A 22,665-nucleotide genomic window follows, 5' to 3' on the forward strand; every position below is an offset into this window, starting at 1 on the left:
TCTTTATGCCGTAATTTTTTTATGCCCGGACATTTCATCATCTGCCGAAAAACGCTTGCTGCTCCGAATTGCAGCCACAATGACCAAGACAATAACAGCAGCAAAAATCCAAAAAGCCGTTGTTAAATGGCCGAGAAAAAAGGCTTGGTAGAAGAAGGCACCGAAGACGCCACCGATGATCGGTCCAAAGACAGGAATCCAAGCATAGCCCCAATTCGAGTTCCCTTTTCCAGGAATCGGAAGCACCGCATGAGCCAGACGAGGCGCAAAATCTCGGGCAGGATTAATGGCATAACCGGTTGTTCCGCCTAGCGACATGCCGATAACAACAATTAAGAAGCCGACAATCAGCGGATTAAGACCAAGGGCAAATTTATTGGCACCAATCGCCAATATGCCAACGACAAGCACAAAAGTACCGATGATTTCACTTAGCAGGTTTGCAGGCGTTAGTTTGATTGCTGGCCCCGTACAGAAGATTCCTAATTTGACCGCTTCGTCCTTTGTTTCCTTCCAATGCGGCAAATAATGAAGATAGACAATGCAAGCACCAAGGAATCCACCAATTAATTGACCGGCAAGATACGCCGGAACTTTATTCCACGGAAAATCGCCGATGGCGGCAAGACCAAGCGTCAATGCTGGATTCAGATGAGCGCCACTGATACGCCCGACGGCATAGGCGCCGACCGCTACCGCGAGTCCCCAACCAAATGTAATAACAATCCAACCGGAATTTTTTGCATACGATTTAGTCAGACTAACACCCGCGCACACGCCATCGCCTAATATGATCAATATCATTGTACCAATTAATTCTCCCAAAAAGCCTGACATCTAAAGCCCTCCTCATAAAGCGTTTTCATTTCAAAGTTTTCCAATTGACTCAGCCGACTTTTTTCGTAAATAAGCACAAAAAAAGGCCACAACATGGAAGACGGGCGGTTAAGAAGCCCTGTTTCCTGCCGTGGACAGTTCACTCTCAATATCCGTGGTGGAGCATTAACTTGACATCCCTATAATAAACAACGTTGTAAGCGTTGTCAATTAAATGCCACAAAAAAATAATAATTTGTTCAATTTTTTTATGCTGAAAAAATGTTGCATGGACTTGTTTGCTGATTCACGCTTCTATTTGGCATCAAACGTCCATAAACTCGTATTCGATGTGGAGATAGCGGTTGCTCCTGCCTCAAGTGCCGCGCAGACACCGTGTTCTGAATGAATCAAGCCACCTGCGATGACCGGAACGCGCACATCATTCACCACCTGTCGAATCATCTCCGGTATGACCCCAGGCAAGATTTCAACCATATCCGGCTGTACCTGTTCGAGCAAGCGATAGCCTGTTTCCAAAGAACGCGAGTCGAGCAGGAAAATCCGCTGAACAGTCTTTAGGCCTCTTTTTTTTGCGACATCAAGCACACTGCTTCGCGTCGAAATCAGTCCATAGGGACGTAAATTCTGGCAGATAAATTCAGCGGCTGGCAGGTCGCTTTTCAAGCCTTGGATCAGATCGGCATGTAAGAAAATTTTTTTACCCTTCTCCTTGCCCATCTTAACCATCGTACCGATTTGCGAGAGATGACTATCCAGAATAATAAGATTGCGAAACGGTTGTTGCAGCAGCTTCTCAAAACTTCTCATATTATTTACCGCTGGCACCACGCACTGTCCATCAAGCAACACGATAACTCACCTCTAATACTTGCTTTGCTTTGTTACATCTATCCATTTTACACAAAAGACCGTTTGATGAAAATAATGATGCATTTTATCAAAAAAACCAGGCTATACCTGGTCCTTATTTGTATCAAATGTGCTTCAGTCGCTCGCTTTTCCCGCAAGGCGCCAGCGGACCTCGCTGCATTTTTGTGCAAAAAATCTTTCTTATCTCTTGAAAAAGGGAGCAATACGCTCCCTTTTTCACCCCTTTTATTCCCTTTTTCTGATTGTTCCTCTGTCTCAATCCAATTGTTTTTGTAAATGACTTGTGTGCTGTCCGCCAGTTATCTGCTTGCAACCCTCACTCTCCTTACGACCGCAGTTAATCGCTCAGCTGGTGTATTCTTTATTGCGCGCATGTTCGCTGTCGCAGGTAGCACAGCCTTCCCCGAATAGGATGTGCCACAAGCAACACGTAACATAAAGAGATACAATTGGCCGCCTCTTAGCTGCCGCATAAGTTTTTTCTTGTTCCTGCGTATTCAGCATATAGAAAAAGAAGCAGGAACTCAAAAAGCACTTTTCGAAAAAAGTGCCGTATTATTCACGTCATCCTGACTCTTTTCGTCAAAACAAAATTACTTTGAAGCAAAAAATTCAAAAGGAGCACGAAATCATTTTTTATTCAGCATGTCCAACATATACTTTTCAATTAATTGCGCCAGCAAATCATAGCCGCTATCCGAAAGATGAAGCCCGTCCGCAAGAAGTAAGTTTTGAAGCCTTTGCTGCTCCTCCATTAATTGATGAAAATCAGCAAGCGGTAGCTGCAAATTTGCCGCAACCTTGCGCACCACAGAGGCATAGCAGGCAAGGCGTGCGTTCTTCCTTTTCCCAATTTGACACGCTTCAATAACTGGTGGCGGCGTGATCATTAAAACAGGAACATCATTCAGACGACGCGCGATTTCTAATAAGTTCGCTTCATATTCATCAATCGGAATGCCTTTATGAAAAGAAGCATCGTTGGATCCAAACAACACGGTCACGCCGTTTTTGAAGCGATGAACGACTTCCTCATCAATTCGTCGCAACGCTTGGCGAGTTGTCTCACCCGGAACGCCTGCATTAATCACGGCGCAACCAAGCCTATTTTCAAGCCGTTCATTTAATCGTGGTGTGACGTGACTGCCGTCCCAACCAGCTGTCAGGCTATCACCAAAACAAATAATTTGTCGCAAATAAATTTCCCCCGTTTCTTAAATTCGTTGCTCATTTATGAAGGCATCCTTCCACTGCCCCTACCCGGGAATAGTTATTCTTTGATTTTAAATCTTTTTAATTATTATAATAACTATAGATGAAAAAAAAGGGGCGATCTTATGGAAACAACAACAATTCAAGGCACTGATCTTCATCCGACACGCATCGCTCTCGGTACTTGGGCGATTGGCGGATGGATGTGGGGCGGATCGGATGATCGTGAATCAATCCGAACCATTCACCAGGCGCTAGACAGTGGCATTACAACGATTGATACAGCACCGGCATATGGACAAGGCCATGCCGAACAAGTCGTTGGTGAGGCAATCCGCGAATACGGCCACAGAGACAAAATTGTGCTTGCTACAAAAGTATGCCTCGACTGGGAAGGTACAAATGTTTTTCGCAACGGTTCCAAACAACGTGTGCTGAAAGAAATCGACGATTCGCTGCGAAGATTGCAAACGGACTATATTGATATTTATCAAGTGCATTGGCCAGATCCGCTTGTTCCTGTTGAGGAAACCGCTGAGGCACTCGGAGACCTGTATCGTCAGGGAAAGATTCGAGCAATCGGCGTCAGCAATTTTTCTGTCAGTCAGATGGATGCCTTCCGCTCGGCGGCACCGCTGCACACTGTTCAACCACCATATAATCTTTTCGAGAGAGAAATGGAACAGGAGATTCTGCCTTATGTGAAACAGCATCAGCTGACAGCGTTTTGCTACGGCAGCCTGTGCCGCGGCTTGCTAAGCGGAAAAATGACAGCCGCACGCCTATTTACCGGCGATGATTTGCGGCAGGCTGATCCGAAGTTTCAAGCGCCAAATTTCCAGCATTATCTTCAAGCGGTGCAGGAGCTCTCTACTCTGGCTAAAGAACGTTTTGGGAAAACAGTGCTCGACCTAGCTGTCCGATGGGTACTTGATCAGACGAAAAATGGCATTGCCCTATGGGGTGCACGGCATCCGCAACAGATAGCAGCAGCCGCGCAGATTGATGATTTTCATCTGGATCAGGAAACAATGTCTGAAATCGACCGCATTCTCGAAAAAAATATTGAGCATCCGGCAAGTATGGCTTTCATGGCACCACCGACTCGCGAGGAAATTTCCTGACTCGCGTCACCTGCAATCCTTTGTTACACAAGACCAAAGGCGAGTAACAAATAACTTTGTCCGGAAAGGCTGGTTCAGCATATTCATGAATAAAAATGATTCAACGATTCATCCGCCCATCCAGAGCAAACAGCATCAACCCTTGCCCGCGGCTCAATTTGCCGCCAGAATTCTGCTGATCGCAATCGGCGTCACACTTGAAGCCGTTGCGCTTGAAATTTTTCTTGTCCCGAACAACATAATCGACGGTGGCGTTGTCGGTCTTTCCATTATGTCCGCGCATCTCTCCGGCTGGCCAATTGGTATTTTCTTAATTGTAATTAATTCGCCCTTTTTTATTGTTGGTTATAAATCGATGGGAAAAACATTTACAATCACCTCTGCCTGCGGTGTTGCTTTGCTATCATTTATGACGACATTGTTCGGCCCGATCCACCGTTTCACAAGCGATCCGCTTCTCGCTGCTGTCTACGGCGGCATCATTATGGGTATCGGTGTCGGTCTCGTCGTCCGAAATGGCGGATCATCGGACGGAACCGAAATTCTTGCGATACTTTTTAATGAAAAGACACCATTCTCTGTCGGCGAAGTCGTGCTTTTTATTAACATCTTCATCATTGCTCTTGCTGGCTTCGTCTTCAATTGGAATTCAGCGATGTATTCGCTAATTGCTTATTTCATTGCTTACAAAATGATTGACATCACCAGTGAAGGTCTTCAGTCTTCAAAAGCAATTTGGATAATCAGTGATCTGCATCAGGAAATAGGTGACGCGCTGAATGATCGACTCGGGCGCGGTGTCACTTATTTAAATGGTGAAGGCGCCTATACCGGCAACGATAAAAACGTCATTTTCACTGTGATTAGCCGACTAGAAGAGGCTAAAGTCAAAAATATTGTTGATTCAATCGATAAGGATGCATTCCTTGCCATCAGCGATATTCATGATGTTAAAGGCGGCCGTTTCAAAAAACGCAGCATTCATTAAATGAGATTATCAGAACGTCATGCCTGCCCCTTGTCGCTTTGAAAGAAAATTATCGCAGCCAAGTCCTTTGAAAACGGCTGATCCTTAGTTTTTCGAAAAATTAGCGCCTCTGAAATCTTACACATACTTCACGTAAAAAGAAAGGAGACCGTCTCGGCAAGTAGACGGTCTCCTTTTTTCGGGTCGGTGCTTAGTGAATTTGTAGTTTATGAGCAGGCAGATGCGCCTGTCGATCTTTCCGCTTGGAAAGATATTCAGACACAAGAACCCAACCGGCGTTAAGAAACAGGAGAAAACTCGTTGTAAAAAAGACGAAAGGAATACCATACGCAGCAGCCAAATGAGCGCCGAGCAACGATCCGCCGAGCGTCCCGATAAATTGAAAGGACTGATTATAGCCGAATAAACGGCCGGTGATTTGCCCAGGAGCCATTTTCTTAACAATTGAATTAATCGATGGCAAAATACCCGCTGTCGCCAATCCGAGAATAAAGCGGAGAATGGTCAATTCCCATGGATTTGAGACAAAAGCTTGCGGGATGAAAACAACACCGGTGAAGATCAGTGCAAAAATCAGAACACGCCGTGGACCGACTCGATCAGAAAGTTTGCCTAGATACGGTGCTGACAGGACACTGGCAAGGCCAGAGGCGGCAACAACGATCCCTGAAATCAAAGCCATATTTGTCGAATGGGGATCAAGGAGCTGCACATATACCGTAATAATCGGCTGAATCGACATATTTGCTAGCTGAACCATGAACGTTGTCAGGAACATCGAAAGAATCAAGCCAAAATGCGGGGTCATGCCAACCATTTCACGAAAAGTCGGCTGCTTGATTGTTTGTGCTTGAAAATGTTCTTCGACAAAGAAAAAGGCTGCCAGAAAGGCGCAAGCTAGCATGATACTGGTATCAATAAATACAAAGCGCATGCCCATGATTTGGGAGAGAAAGCCACCAAGAAGCGGACCAATCAGCATACCCGATACCGCACCGGTCGAGAGCATGCCGAGCGCCCATCCGGAACGTTCTTTTGGCGTCTGTGTAGCGACTAACGTAATCGATGCTGGAATAAATCCAGAGACCAGACCCATAATCATCCGCAAAGCCAGCAATTCGTAAACATTTTGAACAAATGACATAAAAAAAACGACGAGACACATGCCAAGGCTGGCACGCAGCAACATCGGCTTACGTCCATATTTATCAGCCAGTTTCCCCCAGAGCGGGGAAACCAAAGCCGAAATTAAAAACGTTCCACCGAAAATCAGCCCCGACCATTTTTCAATAGCCGCCGTGCTGTGAATCCCGAGCTGCGCAATATAGAGGGGCAGAAATGGGATAATTTGACTCATTCCCGCTGCAGTCGCAAATGAGCCAAACCAGCAAACGTAAAGATTTTTCTTCCACAAAGGTCGCTGCACAAAAAAAGCCTGCCTTTACTTGATCTATTCCAGTGAAATTGAATGCTTAAAAGTGAGAAGATAGAAAATGCGCCCATTATGAAAGTGGCGCATTTAATTGCAGTTTCTATGATAGTCCGTATTGTTTATCAAAACAAATATATATATTATTATAAAAAGATAGTATCAAACCTATGAATTACCGTGCCTTGTTTAATATGCAGGCTATGTTTCTCTTTTCGAAGTTGGCGAAGCTAGTTTCTTGGACGGTAGCTGATTTTTAATAAAGCTTATTGAAAAAATTCGGGAAGTGAAAAGATGGATCTTTTACAGCTTAAATATTTTCAGACCGTCGCCCATTTGGAACATATGACACGTGCGGCGCATATTCTCTCAATTGCTCAACCTTCGCTTAGTCAAACAATACGGCGCCTTGAGGAAGAAATTGGCGTCCCGCTGTTTGAACGAAAAGGACGACGGATTAAGCTTAATCGCTATGGCAAAATTTTTCTCGATAAAACGGAGGCTGCTTTTTCCCTTCTTCAGGAAGCGAAGCAACAGGTCAGCGATTTAGCGAATGTCAAGGAAGATTCGATATCGCTCGCTGTGATGCGCACACCGCTTATCCCCGATTTATTAAGCAGTTTCCGCAAACAGCACCCTTTTGTCCGGTTCCGTGTCAAACAGATTTCCCGACGGCTGATCAGCCAACAGCTGGAAAGCGGTGAGGTCGATATCTGCATCTCCCCTTATCCGGGTCACGAGAATCATCCGTATAACCGTGTGCTGCTGCTCAATGACGAAATTTATGTCGTTGTTCCAAAATCGCATCGGCTCGCTCAGCAAACAAGCGTCGATTTGCGCGACGTCGCTCACGAGCCTTTTGTATTGAAAGCGGACGGCGCTTTTCGTGAAACGACTGACCGATATTGCCGAATGGCTGGTTTTCAACCAGATATTGCCTTTGAAGTGGATGATTCTCTGTCCATACGCGGCCTTGTCCGCGAAGGACTCGGCATAGCCTTCTTCTCTTCGCTGACGCTTCATGCCGTTGAAGACGCATCGATTGTCCCGCTAAAAATCACCCGCCCCCATTGCTATCGAACAATTAGTCTTGCCTGGAATCAGGAGCACTATCATCCGCCGATCGTTAGACAATTCTATGACTTCATCCTTGATTATTTTGCGCGATTAAATAAGGATTTGCGAGTAAACCAGGATGATAAATAATACATGAAAAACGTAGCTTAGCCAAGTCCTTTTTGCAAAGGCTTTGTTAAAGTCTGTTGTTGTTTTTACACGTTTGTTGCCATGTTTTCGCTTGCCGTGGGCGGCGCACACATTGCTTATTGGTAAGAAACAAACATTAAATTTAAACATAGCTCTTGCAAAAATTACGCTCCGATTGGGCGCGAGCTACTGCGATATATAAAAGAAGCGTCTGCAAAACCGGTTTGAACGGATTTGCAGACGCCTTATTTATGAGCGCACATCGCTATTTCATTTTTCTAGACGCAACGCTTCAGACCGCCTGATTCCGTTTCTGCGGCTGATTCATTTTCTTTTTCTCTATATAGCCAAGACCGAGGACAACGGCAATAATAACAAGAACGATTGGCCATTCCACCCAATCGGCCGTTCCCTCAAATAAACGATGGACAAAGCCTTCGGAAAAGAGCATTTCCCCTGCCGTCATCGCCAAAATCCCTGATCCAACATAAATCAACCATTGGTAGCGGTCAATCAATTTCATGATGATCGCACTGCCACCCATCAGAAGTGGGACGCTAACAAGAAGACCGAAGATCACAAGGAACGGGTCGCTTTTTGCCGCACCGGCAACTGCCAACATATTATCCAGGCTCATCAGGGCATCGGCGACAATAATCGTGCGGACAGCTGCCCAGATACCCGTCGCTGCCTTAATTTGTTTGGCACCCCCCGCTTGAGGAACAAGCAGTTTATAGGCGATCCAAATGAGCGCCAATCCTCCGGCAAAATGCAAACCAGGAACCATAAGCAGATAGACAACGCTCACCGTACAAATAATACGGATGGCGATGGCGCCGATTGTGCCCAGCAACACCGCTTTTTTCCGCTGTTCGTGCGGCAGACGGCCAGCGGCGAGCGCAATCACAATCGCGTTGTCACCGGCTAAAAAAAGGTCAATGCCGACGATGACGATAAAAGATGACCAAAATTCAAGTGTGAAAATTTCCATGAAAACGATTGACCTCCTCAAACACGAATTACTATGAATAACACACACGTTATTTGCTATACACCAAAACAATCATTGCTTCTTAGACAGACTCTGTTTTCAGGACCGTTTTTGCAGATTTTCGCTGTTTTTTCCACCCCGCAAAAACAACGGAACCAACAATTAAAAGGATGGCTGGCCATTTGAGCCAGATGATTTCATCTAGCGTCGTGCGAATAAACGGTTCGGTAAAAATCATTTTTCCCGCGGTAAAGGCAAGAATACCAGAACCGGCAAAAGTGATCCAAGGATAACGTGCCACAAGTTTTAGAAACAAAACACTGCCACCCATGACAAGCGGGATGCTGATTAATAAACCGATAATGACCAGCAGATAATGTCCGGACGCTGCACCGCCAACTGCCAATACGTTATCGAGACCCATCAGCGCGTCTGCCATGACAATGGTGCCAATAGCTGCACCAAGACTTGACTTCGCCTCAATTCCTTTCTCTTCTTTAGGATTAAGAAGCAGGCTGTAAGCAATCCAGACGAGCAACAGGCCGCCAATTAGATGCAGACCAGGTACCTGAAGCAGCCAAACGACAACAAGTGTGGCAATCGCCCGAATGCCAATCGCACCGATCGTCCCAATGATGATCGCAGTCTTGCGCTGCTTTTCTTCCAATTTCGAAGCTGCAAGCGCAATAACAATGGCATTGTCACCGGCCAGAACAAGATCGATACCAACAATAAGGAGCAGCGATGTCAGAAAGTCGATGTTCAAAAATTCCATTCAATCAGCCTCCGCGCTTAGAATCAAAGAAAAACAGCCCCTCCAACTCATGGTGGAAAGGCTGCCCACAAAAAAAACCTTTGCCTTTTCATCCGTTCGAGGCAAAGGTCTCGCCTAGCAGCAGACGCTGCCAAAGAATGCCGGGGATTGCTCCCGTAGTGACGACATTTCTTTTTCGGCTACTCCCCTTCAGAGAGTCTGATTAACTTTGAGACTATTATACTTTAAATTTAACAAATTTGTCAATAGGATTCCGTCCTCTAGTCAAACAAATGATGCTGAAAAGCATAGACAGCCGCCTGTGTTCTATCTGTAACCTCTAATTTACTGAAGATACTGCTGACGTGCGTCTTGACCGTTTTGATACCGATAAATAGCGTTTCAGCGATCTGGGCATTATTTTTACCTTCCGCAATCAACTGTAACACCTCGCGTTCCCTCGACGTCAGCTGATCGTGAAGGGTATGACGAACACCCGCAACAAGCTTCTGAGCAACCTTGCCATCGATCACATTTTTTCCGCGATGTGCTTTATAAATCGCTTCGATGATTTCATCGCCTGATGCAGTTTTGAGCAAATAACTCATTGCGCCGGCCTCAATTGCCGGGAAAACTTGCCGATCATCATAATAACTGGTGAGAATGATAATCTTACTTTGCGGGCTTTCATCCAAAATACCTTTCGTTGCTTCAATTCCATTCCCATCATCCATGATCAAATCCATCAGAATCACTTCTGGATTCAAGTCTTTATAAATCGCTAACGCCTGATGACCGCTCTTGGCTTCGCCGACAACTTCAATCGTCTGCTCGCTAGCAAGATAGGCTTTTAGCCCTTTGCGAACCATATCGTGATCGTCAACGATCATGACTTTGATTTTATCCACTCATGTCATCTCCCTTTGAATGGGAACACGAATCCAAATCGATGTTCCCTCTTCCGCATGTGTCGTCAGCGAAAAATGACCGCCGATCTCTTCCACACGTTCACGCATCGTTTTCAGTCCATAAGATGAAATTTTATCTGTTTCCGGGTCGAACCCGCGTCCATTGTCGTAAATATTGAGCACGAGGGTTTGATCTATAGTTGTCAGCGACACTTTGACCATCGTTGCCTCTGAATGGCGAAGCGCATTCGACAGTGCTTCCTGGCAAAGCCGAAACAAGTGATTTTCGACGCCTTTCGATAAACCGTCGATCGGACTGATCGATGCTTCAAAGTGCATCGGTGTTTTACCATTCAATTCCTCAATCAATTGGGTCAGTCCTTGAGCCAGTGATTCGCCGGAAAGATGTACGGGACGCAAATGAAGCAGCAACGCGCGCATTTCCGCTTGTGCTTTGCGAGCGATATCAGACACGTCAGCAATATTCTCAGCGGCAAGCTTCGGGTTCGTCTGAATTGTCCGTTCAGCCGCTGAGGCAAGCATCGATAGAGCAAAAAGCTGCTGGCTGACCGCGTCATGCAAATCTCTCGCCAGTCGCTGCCGTTCTTCAGTGACCGCCTCATTTTTAATTTTACTCATCATGGTCACATTCGCATCCACAAGCCGCTGCAGCGATTTGACCTGAGTGTCAAGCTTGTCTGCCAATTCGTTCAATGATTGTTCGACAGGCTTCCACGCGCCCTCAGTACTGACACTGAGACGTGCTGAAAGTTTTCCTGAGGTCAGTGTCTGAATGAAGACATCAATCGCCTCCATTTTTTCTCGCAATCGATGATACGCCTTCGTATGAAGCCATAATTCTACCAAAGCTTGCAGACTGAAGGCAGCAAAAGCAGCGAGGCTGCCAATCGTCCACTGATTGTGCACTGGATAGTAAATGAATAAAATTTGTAAAAAAAGAAATAGGCCAAAACAAGTAAAGACAGCGGCAATGAGTTGCTTTTTTAATGTCTGTAATTGATCCTTCAGCATCGTTACACCTGATTAATTCTAAGGTCAATGACCTGAAAATCGAAATCAAAATCCAGACGACGGCTCGCTTCGTCATAATTGGCCGTTTTATAACTGATATTCTTGAGCATGCCGCTCTGCTTGTTATTGCCTATCTTCGCTTCACCGACTTTTGCTTTTAAGTGCATCTGGAAAGCCAGGTCCTCAGGCACGGTGATTTTGATATCGCCAAGCCACCCACTCAAATGAATGGGAATCGTCTCATCTGGAATAAACGCTTTTGTAAAATCAAAAAGATAATCACCGATCCGTACGTGCTCATCAAGTGACTGTGCCATCCAGTTATCACTGCGGAAAGTTGCCTCGTTCACAAATTTTTCTGTTAATCGCCAAGCCGCTCCTCCATCGCTGCTCATTTTATGGTGCACCCTACCCTCTAAGCGTTTTCTGTGATGAATCGCATGGGTATGTCCAAAAAGAAGCGACAAGCCAAAATAAACAATTAAATATGGCCATAATTTCCAGAAGTCTTGCGAGTGAAAGGTCAGTTTGCCATATTGATCAGCAAGCAGCAAGCTGCCGTATAACCCAAGCAAGAGTCCCCAAAACATATGTGGTCTGTGCCCGTGCAATAGCGGGGCCAAGAGAAGTAACAAAGCAAAAGCAATAATTATCAAAGGAATAAAATTGCCAAATTGTGACATCATTCCCGGGGAAATAATATGCAAATTTTGCAGAAAAAAATAAATACCAATACAAATAATAGCTAATGCCATTCCTGCCTTACCTAATGACATAAGCATCACCCTTTCTGCTGAAACAGCTAAGTTGAGCGGTGAATACGAGCCTTTAACAATTTCTACTATACAGGCTCCATTTTTCCTTTTCTAGGGACTGTAACCCGTTATTTTCTCCGTCTCCGGTCTGATGGACTCTCTGCAAATGTGAAGAAATAGTGAATACGGGGCATTTTTTTATTATAATTATTTAATAAGGTTTATTATAAATAGGGAACGGAAATACATTATATATTAATTACCCAAGGAGTGTTGCCCTATGGATCAAAAAGTTCAGGCATTAATTGATGGATTGAATAAGGACCTGGCTGGTGAATATTCAGCAGTTATTCAATACAACTATTATGCAACAACTGTTTCTGGTCTCAATTATCAGATTCTCAAACCTTTCTTTGAAGAGGAAATTCCTGATGAATTAGGCCATGCCGCATACCTGTCGGAAAAAGTATTCAATCTAGGCGGTGAACCCGTTACAGTGCCAGCTCCGGTCAAAAAAGTAACCGATGCGAAAGCCATGCTTGAAGGCGCGAAGGCTGCTGAAGCTGCAACATTGGAAAATTATAAAGAACGCCGCAATCAGGCACAGGAATTAGGCTTGATTGAACTCGTCGTCAAGTTGGAAGACATGATTGCCGATGAGCAGAATCACCTAGAAAAGTTAACCAAAATATTAAAAGATCCAGTTTTCGCTTAAATCTAGTCAGTAAAAAAGAGGTTGTCCCCACACGGTGGACAACCTCTTTTTTACGCGCATGCAATAAATAATTTTGTGTATAAGACGTAGCATAGGCGCCCGCGGCAAGCGAGCGACCGTAGCGCAATTAATGCAAAAAAGGATTTGGCTACGCCAAGTTATTCTCATATTATTCGGCTTCCTTGCAAATCCAACGTACTGAACCGCAATTTTTTCCATGGCACGTGGGCTAACTCATGAGCGTTGCGTTCCCTCTTTCTCAAAGAGATGCCGCACATAGCCGAAAACAAATACAAAGCTAACGCCAAGCCCGGAAATAAGATAAAGGAGTAGGTTCAAAAGACTACAATCCGCCAGCAGCCCCGAAATGCTGAGGAGCACACTTTCAGCAGCGAGCAACCCAGCCATTAAGCGAGTGAATGCCTTTTTTTTATAGACCTTCTTCACCGGGTACATGCCTTCAAGCGCCTGTGGAAATGAATAGCGCCAAAGCGGCAACAGCTGCAGACCGGTCAGATAAACAAGAGAAGCGATAAGAAACAACGTCCATATACCCATAGAAACAAAATAAACCGTCAGACAGCCAATGATGTTCAGCCGACAATAAATACCGAAATAGTCGTCCGCACGGATAAATGTTTTGAGAAAAAGCTGCCGATATACCTCGTTTCTATCAAAACCGCGTGCCGGCACAAAGCGCGTGAGCCAAATTCTCGGTCGCACATGCCGGCGGAGCTTCGGTACATCCGTAAAAAGGTTGGCAAAGCGAAGAAATTTCATCTCCTGCCGCGTTTCCATCGCAATTAATCGTTCCCAGCTCAGCAGACCGCGCGCCGCTTGTTTTTCAAACAACAGAAAAGAAATAACGAGCATTACCGCCGCACACGATAAGTAGGCGACCCAGCGCATACCATTGAGAACCGCGAAAAGTAATAAAAAAGATAAGAACGTACGCAGGATAATCAGCGGTTTCGTCTCGTCAATTCGTTGTTCCCTCCAGTGGCAATAGATATTCCAGCCTTTTGCGGCAAAAATTGCGAGCGCCGCAATCAGGTAAGCGGTCTCGCTGTTTCCCGACTGCTGAAAATAAAGCGGCGCGCTAATAATTAGGAAAACGGAAAGCAGTAGGCTCTGCATGGCAAAGGAATACAAGCAACTTTTCACAAAATAACTGTTCAGTTCACTTTCGGCAGGTAATAGGAAAACACAATCGGCACGCTGGAGAAAAGTGCGGATAGGCGACGGAACCACCAAAAGAGTGAATAGCAAAGTGAGAAGCAAACCACCGGGAAAATGAGCGGGCAGGCTGTCGAGCCATTTTTTATAATAGAAAGCACCAGCAAGAATCATCGCATAGACAAAAAACATCAGACCACTATTTTTGCCGATCAGATTCCAATAGCGCAGCTGTCTTCTAAAGTTTTCTGAGCAGCGGCTTCTCCATAACTGGTTTATTGCTTCCATTCATTTTCACCTCGTGCAACCGCCAGATAGATTTCATGCAATGAGGCATCCTTCTGTCCAAACTTCTCGCGAATTTCCTCCATTGTTCCCTGGACGACAATCTGCCCATCTTGCAGAATGATAAAGCGATCACAATACTGTTCAGCTGTCGACAGAATATGCGTCGACATCAGAATCCCCGCGCCTTCTTTTTTCATTGCGACCATTAAATCGAGTAGTGATTGAATGCCGAGCGGATCGAGACCGACAAACGGCTCGTCGACAATGTAGAGCGCAGGATGTGCGAGAAAGGCGCACATAATCATCACTTTCTGGCGCATCCCTTTCGAAAAGTGAACAGGAAACCAATGAAGCCGCTTCTCCATATGAAATAGGTCAAGCAGCTGTTTGCTGCGTTCTTGATAAGTCTGTCTGTCTAAATGATAAGCCATCGCGGTCAACTGCAGATGTTCTTCCAGAGTCATTTGCTCATATAATTCTGGCAGTTCGGGGACATAAGCCATCTTTTGCCGGCAGGCCTGCTGATCTTCTTTAAGTGTCCGCCCGTCAATCCGAACCTCGCCGCTAAAAGGCTCAAGCAAGCCGAGAATATGCTTGATTGTCGTGCTTTTCCCTGCACCGTTCAGACCGACAAGCCCGACGAGCTCTCCAGATTTAATATCAAAAGACACGTCGTGAAGTACAGGACGCTGCCGTGAATAACCGCCGCTTAGCTGATTGACGGATAAAATAGGTACTACCATGAAATCGCCTTCCTCATTTAACCGCTGATTGGTTCATTATTGAGTCAAATGACTCTACTTTGTTGTTTCAATCTTCAGTTTCTGAATAATAGTCATCACTTCAGAAGTGTCTGTGTAGACAACCGACACTTTGTCGCCATTCTCTAGAAAAACAGCATAAGGATTCTGATCAGAAGAAACCGTATAAATTCTTTTATATCCCTGAAGCATAAATTCAATCAACGTTTGATGTGTCTGATCATCTTGGTACTTATAAATCTTGTCTATGGTCCCTTTCACCGTTTTCAAGTGGGCATGATCCGTCGGTACTGACGTGTCATTGGTCATTTTTGTGGCAAGAATATACTTATAATTATCGAACAGTGTTTGCTTATCTGTCTCGGCACTGTAAACACTCTCGTTTTTCGCATTCACCAACATCATTTCCCGAAGCACATCATTGGAATCCATCAGCGGAACGACCCAAGTTTCTTGACCATAAATTGTATAGAGTGTCGGAATGCCAGCATTATAACGATTCTGCTTGAACGTCTTCTCAGCGATATTCATTGCTGATTTTCCATTAAGCAAGCCATTGGCTCCGGAATAATACGTCATTTTTCCAGTACGCGTGTTGAGCATTGAATAGCCAACCATCGCACCGCTGCCTGACTTTGGCCGTGTAAAATCGGTGAACCAGTTCAATCGAAGTCTACGGTCAAAAACCCCGTTGACTTCATCAGATTGCGACCAGGCTGTTGGCTTTTTAATATCTTCCTGAGCCAGCAGCTTATTCCAATAACCATGCACATTCTCGCCGTACCATTGATTCCACATTTCCGCAACCTTCGATGGAATGACTTGATCGACAAAAGTTGGCACCTTATCGATCGGATAACGTTTCATCGAACCGTTCTCCGGATCGATAAGAATCACACCTTTAATATTAGGAATCTGCCGCAATTTCTGATAATAACCATAAGGCATAACATAGTAAGGCTTGCCAGAATCATCCGGTTCAAAACTTGCCGCGAATAAAACAGGATTTGAATAAGCGAGACGGACATGCCGTTTCAGATTATCATTAAAATAAGCAGATGGCACATACTTCATTTTTGAACGAACAAGCACGGCATTCGCGTTTTCATCTTCCGCACTCATCTTGATATAACCAGGCACCTCACCGCTTTTCAGCCATTTAAAGAAACCATTCAATTCAATCGGCGTCACCCAATACAACGTGCCATCGATCTTCTGCAGTGATGTATGCCCGAGTTCATAGTAAGAAACATGGGCAATTTCCCCAAGTAGTTTCTCACTCTTATAACGGGCATAAGGTTCAGGAACTACAGGTATATGCTGTTCATCCATCGACTCTTCCTTTTTGGTCACAATCGTTGTTCGTCCGGAAATAAATTGATATTCCGCCTTGGTCTGCATCAGCGGGTACAAGAAATGGATGAAGCTGAAAAAAAGCAAGCAAAGCGCACCGATTAAAGGCGTGACGCTTCCATAGGGCACACGGACAAAAATCAAATCAAGCAGCATGAAAATACCGAGAAAAAGTGTGCCAATACTGAAAAATGCTTGCCAGCTTTGGTCAATTAGACTGAAGTAGGTCAAAACAAAAACAATTAGCAGCCCGCTTGCAAAGCGCGCACCTTGAAGAAATAAGAAAAAACGACTCTTGCCGTAATGTTTCCAGATAGATGGCTGAAGCGTTAGGGCGAGAAAAGCAAATAAGTAAGTCATCATTTTCCCCGTTTCTATTCATTTTTCGGCTGGTCATCAAACGATCCCCATCATGATTAACCAATCATTATTTTCCTCTCGCTTCTATTGTACTGAACCTTTCCCCATCGAAGCAAGCGCTTGCCGTCTGCTTTCAGGCAGACGTTCGCTCCGAATGAGAATTGTGATAAAATAGAGACAATTTATGAGTGAGTTCAGAAAGGATGTTTGCCATGTCAGAAGCGAACGATTGTATTTTTTGCAAAATCATTAAGGGCGAAATCCCTTGTGCCAAGGTGTACGAAGACGACGATGTACTTGCTTTCCTTGATTTAGGACAAGTGACAAAAGGTCATACGCTCGTCATTCCGAAAAATCATAAGAAAGACATCTTCGAACTGGATGCTGAGACTGCCGCTAAATTATACAAGCGTGTCCCAATGATTGCTTCTGCCCTAAAGAAGACCTTTCATCCAGTTGGGCTCAATGTGCTGAATAATAATGGCGAACCGGCCGGCCAATCGGTTCTTCATTATCACATCCATCTGATTCCACGCTACGGTTCGGAGGACACGTTCCATTTTACATTTACCAGCCATATGGATGACTATTCCAATGACGATCGGACAGCAATGGCGGCATCGATCGCCGAAAATCTCGAAAAATAATTGTCTGCAATGGATATTCAAGCAGACTTTCTGCCCCGTCTTGTGACAGGAAAATCATTTCCTATGAAAATGCACTGAAATCTGTTGCATTTTTCTGAATGAGAGTGTATAGTATTTTTACACCTCGCGGCAGGCCATAAGGGCACCGCCGGAGGAATAAGAGCTTAGATAGATTGAGGAGAGATTAGTGTTATGAAGTTGAAAAATTTGATTGTTGTCGCATTGTTTCTTGCCATTGGAACCGTTTTGCATGCTGTTTTTCCTGGAATTATCTTTGGGATGAAATCCGATCTTTCACTTGTTATGCTATTCTTGGCGCTTGTCTTTTTTGCCGACAAGAAAAGCTTTCTTGTGATTGGACTTGTTGCTGGAATTCTTGCTGGATTGACAACATCGCTTCCTGGCGGTTTTTTTCCAAATGTCATTGATAAAACAATTACGGCTTCCGTCGTTTTCTTGATTTTCACTTTGGTGTCGCGTTTAGCCACAGGCAAAGCCAAATATGCGCTGAGCGTCGTGATTGCTGGACTCGGAACTGTGCTGAGCGGAACGATATTTCTGACAGCGGCAATTCTGATCGCCAATCTTCCGGCAGCATTATTCCTGGCAATGTTCGTTGGCATGGTTCTTCCAACTGCAGCCGTGAATTTGATTCTTTTTGCCGCGCTCTATCCGCTAGTTATCAAGATTGGCGAACGCGCCGGCTTTATCAAAATTGCTGCGACACCTGCTCGGTAATCTGAGATCACTGTCTAATATGTTTTGTATAACCCCCTCTCCAATCAAAGAGGGGGTTATTTTTTGCTTCAAACCGACATATCCTTAATCACCTATTGGGTGATAATCCCTGGTTGCTAGGGTATAATAATATAAAGAAGCGTAAATTTGGAAATTGGGGTGAACTTAAAATGGGCAAATTTCTTTCCTATACGTTAGGCGCGATTATCGGTGGCGTGGTTGGCGGTGCAACTGTACTGCTAACAACACCGAAAAGGGGCGAAGAATTCCGTAATGACTTAAAGGAAAAGGCATCAAACTTCCAGCAGCCATTAAAGGATGCAGCGAACAATCTTTCAGCAGTCAAAGAACGAGTGATGGCCCTTAAAGAGGATAGCGTTCCTGTCTTAAAATCGACGGTTTCTGACATTGGCAATCTGCTTAAGGATTGGAAAGAAGACATCCAGCCTTACTTGACCCGAATTAAAAACAACGTGGTTCAGCTTGAAGCAGCTAAAGAAAAATTGAGTAATAAAATGACCGAACAGGCACCGGAAAAAAAGCCGGGCGAAGAACAAACACCACCTTCGCTCTGAGAGAGCTATTAAGGCTTCGCCAAGTCCTTTGTGGACCATGGCGAAGCCTTAATTTTTTTACTTCATTCAATTGAATTTTTCAATTTTCTCAGCAAATTAGCTTCGACTGCTCGCTTGCCGCGAGTGTACCGCGAGCATCCCCAAACAAGCTAGAATCTTTGGGGGCTCACTCGGCTCGCTTTTCCCGCAAGGCGTTAGAGCGTTACCAAATCAGAAAGCCCATAATCCCTGGCGGAACACTGGCTCCCAGCTGCCGTCCTCTTTTTGCCCATCTATATCTAGTTCCCCGGATCCGATCATGAAATCAACATGAACAAGACTGTCGTTAGCACCATGGGCATTTAATTCTTCACGTGTCATCTCCGTACCCCCATCGAGGCATGTCGGATAAGCTTTTCCAATTGCTAAGTGACAAGAGGCATTCTCATCAAATAGCGTCGTATAAAAAACTTTGCCTGAAGCAGAAATTGGCGAATCATTAGCTACAAGCGCGACTTCGCCAAGATAATGCGCGCCTTCGTCTGTCTCAACGATTTGACGAAGCACCTCTTCACCAGCATCGGCGTGTAGCTGCGTGATCCGGCCATCCTTAAACGTCAGTTCTATACCCTCGATGAGTGTTCCCGCATAGACGAGCGGTCGCGTGCTTCGCACGGTGCCATTGATTCCGGTCTTACTCGGCAAGGTATACACTTCCTCGGTTGGCATATTCGCCACGAAAGTCACACCATCCGTCGTCTCAGAAGCGCCGCCGTCCCAATGATATTGCGCGTCGAAACTGATTTCAAGGTCCGTGCCTGGTCCTTTGTAATGCAATTTGCGGAACTTCTTCTGATTAAGAACCGACTTTTTCTCTTCTAGATTCGCCAAATGCATTTTCCAGGCAGCCACCGGATCTGGCTGATTAACGCGCGTGAAGTTGAATATTTCCGACCATAAATCGTTTATCGCCGATTCACGGATTTTCCCAGGAAACATTTTTTTCGCCCATTCAGTGCTCGGATAGATTAGAATCGTCCAGCTCACCCGATCAGACATGCGAAAATCATAATACGTATGGAGCGCCTTCCAATAGGCATCTTGATCAGCAGCTACTTTCGCAGAATCAATACCGTCAGTCACTCCAATGCCCGTCGTTCGAATATCAATGCATGCCGCCCCGCCACGAACCAAGTTTTCAAGATACTGCGCTTTCCACTGTGGGTAAACGCTTATTTCTTCCATTGAGGCATGCATCAGCCGAAGATGATCGAGTCCGTCATCCGTCCAATTAAAATAAACCTGCCGCGCTCCGCGAAGATACGCTTTTTCCGTCACTAAACGGACAAGCGGACCCGCATCAACGGGTGCCTTAATGACCACATTCTGTCCCTTCTGAACATTGGCACCGACAGACACAGCTAATTCCGCATATTTCTCAAGACTCTGAGCAAAAGTTCTCATGATCGATCCCTCCTAGATACTATTTAAGGTTAATGGTTTGGTCTATTTCATTCATCTTGCTGGGTTACTTGCTTTTCTGATGGACGGAAAAAGAAACAATGTTTTGCGGCAGGTTAATCGTCTCCGCCCGCAGGTACAGTCCTTTCTGCACCTGAACACGAGTCAGATTCAGGTAGACTTGCTTTTTAGCCGGCTGAATGGCCACCCATTTGGGGAACTTTGTGCCACTTTTGAGAAAGGCAAGTACTTCTTCATCCGGTAATTTGACATCACCCAATCGCACACCGGTTTCTTTCAAAATAATATCACCATTACTGACGACTGGTTCAAAGGATAATGAGAATGGGATACCGGTAAACAGTAGTTTATAGCTTCCTTTAAGGACAACCTGATCGCCAATTGCCACGTGATAACTCAGCCGTTTATCACGATTGTCCGCAATTTGCTGATTAATCAAGCTTTGCAGCTGCTCCTTATTTGCCTGAACACTGAAAATCGCCCGATTCGTTTGACGATCGCTAAAATTTTGCGGTGTTCCACTGTCGCCAGAAAAGCCAGACGACAAATAATACAGGGCAATTCCTACAGTCGCCACCACCAAGAACAACAAGGTAAAGAAGGCGGCACGCCATAGACTCGAACTTTTTCTGATCCTTGAGGATCGTCTCATTTCATTCACAAATATTGGCTCCCCTCATCGCTCATCGTTAAGCAAATTTTAAACTATATCCGTCAAAATTGAATAAACAGATACCCATTGGTGAACTCCTAGATAGGAAAGCTAGGTTTTTTTCATGGTCTGAATAAGAAAAATAGGGTTCGCCAAATCTTTTTTTGCAACAATGCGCTTCAGCTGCTCGCTTGCCGCGGGCGCCGCGCGTCTCTCAGACAGGCTAAATTCTGCGGGGTCTCACTTGGCTCGCTTTTCCCGCAGGCCATCCTGCGCCTTCGCTATTTTTTCTTATTAATTATTCCAAAAGGAGGCAATCATGGATCAAGCACTTAATGGCTTTACGATTCATATATTATAGATCATTTACTCAGCAATTTGCGAGCAGTGATTTTCTCTCGTGTCTGCCACTCGCGCAGACGTCTGCCTCTCAATGGCTGTCATGAGAAAGTATCAGAAAGGAATTTATTTACCCATTATTTTGCATTTCCTCGCATTTGTTTGTGCTTTCGGTTAAAATAAACAAGGATGAAGCCGTGAGCAGGAAAACAATCATCGAATTCCGGACAAGCAATGCGACGGATAAATACATGTTCCTGCGAAGGTTTTTATACGGGGACAAATATAATAGGAGTGGACAGAGTGAAGAAACTAATCATTATTTTAGCCGCGGTTGTCGGCCTATCAAGCCTTGCAGCTTGTGGCAACAGCGGTGATAACGCTGCCGTTGTTGAAACCAAGAGCGGCAATATCACCAAACAAGAATTTTATGATGCATTAAAGAAACAGAGCGGCGAAACCGTGCTGCAGAACCTTGTTTATGAAAAACTGCTTGAGAAGAGCTACCCTGTGTCGCAAAAAGCGGTGAATGCCAAATACGATCAGGTTCGCAAAACATTCTCTACTGAAGCTCAATTTGAACAAGCTCTATCTTCAAACAGCCTGACGAAAAGTTCATTCAAAAAACAAATTAAAGATTCGCTAATGATGACAAAGGCGCAGCAAGCTGGAGTTAAAGTCACCGACAAAGCATTGCAAAGCTATTACAACCAGAATAAAATTCAGCTGACTGAGCTGAAGGCACGCCATATTCTTGTGAAGTCAAAGAAAACGGCACAGATGATCGAAAAGAAACTGAAGAGCGGCGCGGATTTTGCCACGCTCGCCAAAAAATATTCGATTGATACAGGTTCACAGGCTAAAGGCGGCGAACTTGGCTGGTTCAAACAGTCGACAATGGTTGCAGCCTTCAGCAATGCCGCGATGAAATTGAAAGTCGGACAGATTAGCGCACCGGTTTACGCAAGCAGTGATGGCGGTTATCACATCATCAAACTTGAAGGCAAGCGCGATGATTATAATAGTCTGAAGTCTTCCGTAAAAGACGCTTATCTTGCAAGCAAAGAAAAATCTCAAACTGCTGTCATGAACAGTTTGATTAAAAAAGCAAACATCAAAGTCAACGACAAGAGCTTCAAAAATTTGTTCAACAGTAGCTCAACGACGACAACTGCTCAATAAGTCATTTTCTAAACTGAATCAACCCCATTTTAGAAATAGGATGTCTCAAAGCCGATTTTTCGAGCTTGAGGCATCTTTTTTGGTCACACGATGCCATGTTTCATTCAAGCATGTTAAGTAAGACTTGGCTACGCCAAGTCTTTTATTGCAAAAATTATGCTCCGGCTGCTCACTTGCCGCGGGCGCCGCGCGTCTCCTCAAACAGGCTGGAATCTGTGGGGGCTCACTTGGCTCGCTTCTCCCGCAAGGCGCCAGAGCACCTGCGCTGCATTTTTTCGTGCAGAATCTTATCCATTCTCAAAAAAAAAG

At 44.9% G+C, this 22,665-nt stretch carries 22 protein-coding genes; 8 read left to right on the forward strand and 14 right to left on the reverse strand.

The window, feature by feature from the left end:
• Nucleotides 1–3: 3 nt before the first annotated feature.
• The 3 genes from JOC27_RS08685 to JOC27_RS08695 all read right to left on the reverse strand — a co-directional run bounded on the left by JOC27_RS08685 (nucleotide 4) and on the right by JOC27_RS08695 (nucleotide 2,906).
• Nucleotides 4–837, reverse strand: coding sequence for an MIP/aquaporin family protein (locus JOC27_RS08685; protein WP_205006900.1), 834 nt, complete (start codon nucleotides 835–837; stop codon nucleotides 4–6).
• Nucleotides 838–1,131: 294 nt separating this feature from the next.
• The gene (locus JOC27_RS08690; protein WP_205006901.1) at nucleotides 1,132–1,689 is read right to left on the reverse strand and encodes a glycerol-3-phosphate responsive antiterminator; all 558 of its coding nucleotides are present in this window, start codon (nucleotides 1,687–1,689) and stop codon (nucleotides 1,132–1,134) included.
• A gap of 650 nt (nucleotides 1,690–2,339) precedes the next feature.
• Entirely contained in the window at nucleotides 2,340–2,906 is a 567-nt protein-coding gene (locus JOC27_RS08695) for a GDSL-type esterase/lipase family protein (RefSeq protein WP_205006902.1), read from the reverse strand.
• Nucleotides 2,907–3,047: 141 nt separating this feature from the next.
• On the opposite strand from JOC27_RS08695, the gene JOC27_RS08700 reads away from it, so the two are divergent.
• Both JOC27_RS08700 and JOC27_RS08705 read left to right on the forward strand, forming a co-directional pair.
• Complete coding sequence (locus tag JOC27_RS08700; protein WP_205006903.1) at nucleotides 3,048–4,046, forward strand: aldo/keto reductase; 999 nt, start codon at nucleotides 3,048–3,050, stop codon at nucleotides 4,044–4,046.
• A gap of 85 nt (nucleotides 4,047–4,131) precedes the next feature.
• Nucleotides 4,132–5,034 (forward strand): YitT family protein, encoded by a 903-nt coding sequence (locus JOC27_RS08705; protein WP_205006904.1) that lies wholly within the window; start codon nucleotides 4,132–4,134, stop codon nucleotides 5,032–5,034.
• A 190-nt stretch (nucleotides 5,035–5,224) separates the two neighbouring features.
• Here JOC27_RS08705 and JOC27_RS08710 read toward each other — a convergent pair whose 3' ends face one another.
• The gene (locus JOC27_RS08710; protein ID WP_205006905.1) at nucleotides 5,225–6,460 is read right to left on the reverse strand and encodes an MFS transporter; all 1,236 of its coding nucleotides are present in this window, start codon (nucleotides 6,458–6,460) and stop codon (nucleotides 5,225–5,227) included.
• Between the two features lie 297 nt (nucleotides 6,461–6,757).
• Here JOC27_RS08710 and JOC27_RS08715 point away from each other — a divergent pair, with 297 nt between their 5' ends.
• Nucleotides 6,758–7,669 (forward strand): LysR family transcriptional regulator, encoded by a 912-nt coding sequence (locus JOC27_RS08715; RefSeq protein WP_205006906.1) that lies wholly within the window; start codon nucleotides 6,758–6,760, stop codon nucleotides 7,667–7,669.
• 292 nt (nucleotides 7,670–7,961) lie between these two features.
• On the opposite strand, the gene JOC27_RS08720 is transcribed toward JOC27_RS08715, so the two are convergent.
• From JOC27_RS08720 to liaF, 5 genes are all read right to left on the reverse strand, one after another.
• Nucleotides 7,962–8,660, reverse strand: coding sequence for a TerC family protein (locus JOC27_RS08720; RefSeq protein ID WP_205006907.1), 699 nt, complete (start codon nucleotides 8,658–8,660; stop codon nucleotides 7,962–7,964).
• 82 nt (nucleotides 8,661–8,742) lie between these two features.
• The gene (locus tag JOC27_RS08725) at nucleotides 8,743–9,435 is read right to left on the reverse strand and encodes a YjbE family putative metal transport protein (RefSeq protein WP_205006908.1); all 693 of its coding nucleotides are present in this window, start codon (nucleotides 9,433–9,435) and stop codon (nucleotides 8,743–8,745) included.
• A 260-nt stretch (nucleotides 9,436–9,695) separates the two neighbouring features.
• Nucleotides 9,696–10,304: a response regulator gene (locus JOC27_RS08730; protein ID WP_205006941.1), complete on the reverse strand. Its 609-nt coding sequence runs from the start codon at nucleotides 10,302–10,304 to the stop codon at nucleotides 9,696–9,698.
• An 18-nt stretch (nucleotides 10,305–10,322) separates the two neighbouring features.
• Nucleotides 10,323–11,354 (reverse strand): sensor histidine kinase, encoded by a 1,032-nt coding sequence (locus JOC27_RS08735; protein ID WP_205006909.1) that lies wholly within the window; start codon nucleotides 11,352–11,354, stop codon nucleotides 10,323–10,325.
• Between the two features lie 2 nt (nucleotides 11,355–11,356).
• Nucleotides 11,357–12,136 (reverse strand): cell wall-active antibiotics response protein LiaF, encoded by a 780-nt coding sequence (gene liaF / locus JOC27_RS08740; protein ID WP_205006910.1) that lies wholly within the window; start codon nucleotides 12,134–12,136, stop codon nucleotides 11,357–11,359.
• A gap of 253 nt (nucleotides 12,137–12,389) precedes the next feature.
• On the opposite strand from liaF, the gene JOC27_RS08745 reads away from it, so the two are divergent.
• A complete protein-coding gene (locus JOC27_RS08745; RefSeq protein ID WP_205006911.1) occupies nucleotides 12,390–12,824 on the forward strand; it encodes a ferritin-like domain-containing protein in 435 nt (144 codons plus the stop codon).
• A gap of 234 nt (nucleotides 12,825–13,058) precedes the next feature.
• Here the strand turns inward: JOC27_RS08745 and JOC27_RS08750 are convergent, their stop codons facing one another.
• From JOC27_RS08750 to JOC27_RS08760, 3 genes are read right to left on the reverse strand one after another with little or no spacing between them, the layout of a single operon-like run.
• Nucleotides 13,059–14,288, reverse strand: a complete 1,230-nt coding sequence (locus JOC27_RS08750; protein WP_205006912.1) for an ABC transporter permease — start codon at nucleotides 14,286–14,288, stop codon at nucleotides 13,059–13,061.
• The gene (locus JOC27_RS08755) at nucleotides 14,276–15,031 is read right to left on the reverse strand and encodes an ABC transporter ATP-binding protein (protein WP_205006913.1); all 756 of its coding nucleotides are present in this window, start codon (nucleotides 15,029–15,031) and stop codon (nucleotides 14,276–14,278) included. Before JOC27_RS08755 ends, JOC27_RS08750 begins: the two co-directional genes overlap by 13 nt.
• Nucleotides 15,032–15,085: 54 nt before the next feature.
• Nucleotides 15,086–16,762, reverse strand: a complete 1,677-nt coding sequence (locus JOC27_RS08760) for a hypothetical protein (RefSeq protein WP_205006914.1) — start codon at nucleotides 16,760–16,762, stop codon at nucleotides 15,086–15,088.
• 212 nt (nucleotides 16,763–16,974) lie between these two features.
• Here JOC27_RS08760 and JOC27_RS08765 point away from each other — a divergent pair, with 212 nt between their 5' ends.
• From JOC27_RS08765 to JOC27_RS08775, 3 genes are all read left to right on the forward strand, one after another.
• Nucleotides 16,975–17,409 (forward strand): HIT family protein, encoded by a 435-nt coding sequence (locus tag JOC27_RS08765; RefSeq protein ID WP_205006915.1) that lies wholly within the window; start codon nucleotides 16,975–16,977, stop codon nucleotides 17,407–17,409.
• Nucleotides 17,410–17,601: 192 nt separating this feature from the next.
• Nucleotides 17,602–18,147 (forward strand): tryptophan transporter, encoded by a 546-nt coding sequence (locus JOC27_RS08770; RefSeq protein WP_205006916.1) that lies wholly within the window; start codon nucleotides 17,602–17,604, stop codon nucleotides 18,145–18,147.
• A gap of 170 nt (nucleotides 18,148–18,317) precedes the next feature.
• On the forward strand, nucleotides 18,318–18,722 hold the full coding sequence (locus tag JOC27_RS08775) for a YtxH domain-containing protein (RefSeq protein ID WP_205006917.1): 405 nt from the start codon (nucleotides 18,318–18,320) through the stop codon (nucleotides 18,720–18,722).
• Between the two features lie 210 nt (nucleotides 18,723–18,932).
• On the opposite strand, the gene JOC27_RS08780 is transcribed toward JOC27_RS08775, so the two are convergent.
• Nucleotides 18,933–20,165, reverse strand: a complete 1,233-nt coding sequence (locus JOC27_RS08780; protein WP_205006919.1) for an aminopeptidase — start codon at nucleotides 20,163–20,165, stop codon at nucleotides 18,933–18,935.
• A gap of 64 nt (nucleotides 20,166–20,229) precedes the next feature.
• Nucleotides 20,230–20,835, reverse strand: coding sequence for a YpmS family protein (locus tag JOC27_RS08785; protein ID WP_205006942.1), 606 nt, complete (start codon nucleotides 20,833–20,835; stop codon nucleotides 20,230–20,232).
• A 642-nt stretch (nucleotides 20,836–21,477) separates the two neighbouring features.
• On the opposite strand from JOC27_RS08785, the gene JOC27_RS13605 reads away from it, so the two are divergent.
• Nucleotides 21,478–22,356 (forward strand): peptidylprolyl isomerase, encoded by an 879-nt coding sequence (locus tag JOC27_RS13605; protein WP_205006920.1) that lies wholly within the window; start codon nucleotides 21,478–21,480, stop codon nucleotides 22,354–22,356.
• The last annotated feature ends 309 nt before the right edge of the window (nucleotides 22,357–22,665 follow it).

The sequence above is a fragment of the Sporolactobacillus spathodeae genome, assembly GCF_016908935.1.
GTDB classification, from domain to species: Bacteria; Bacillota; Bacilli; order Bacillales; family Sporolactobacillaceae; genus Sporolactobacillus; species Sporolactobacillus spathodeae.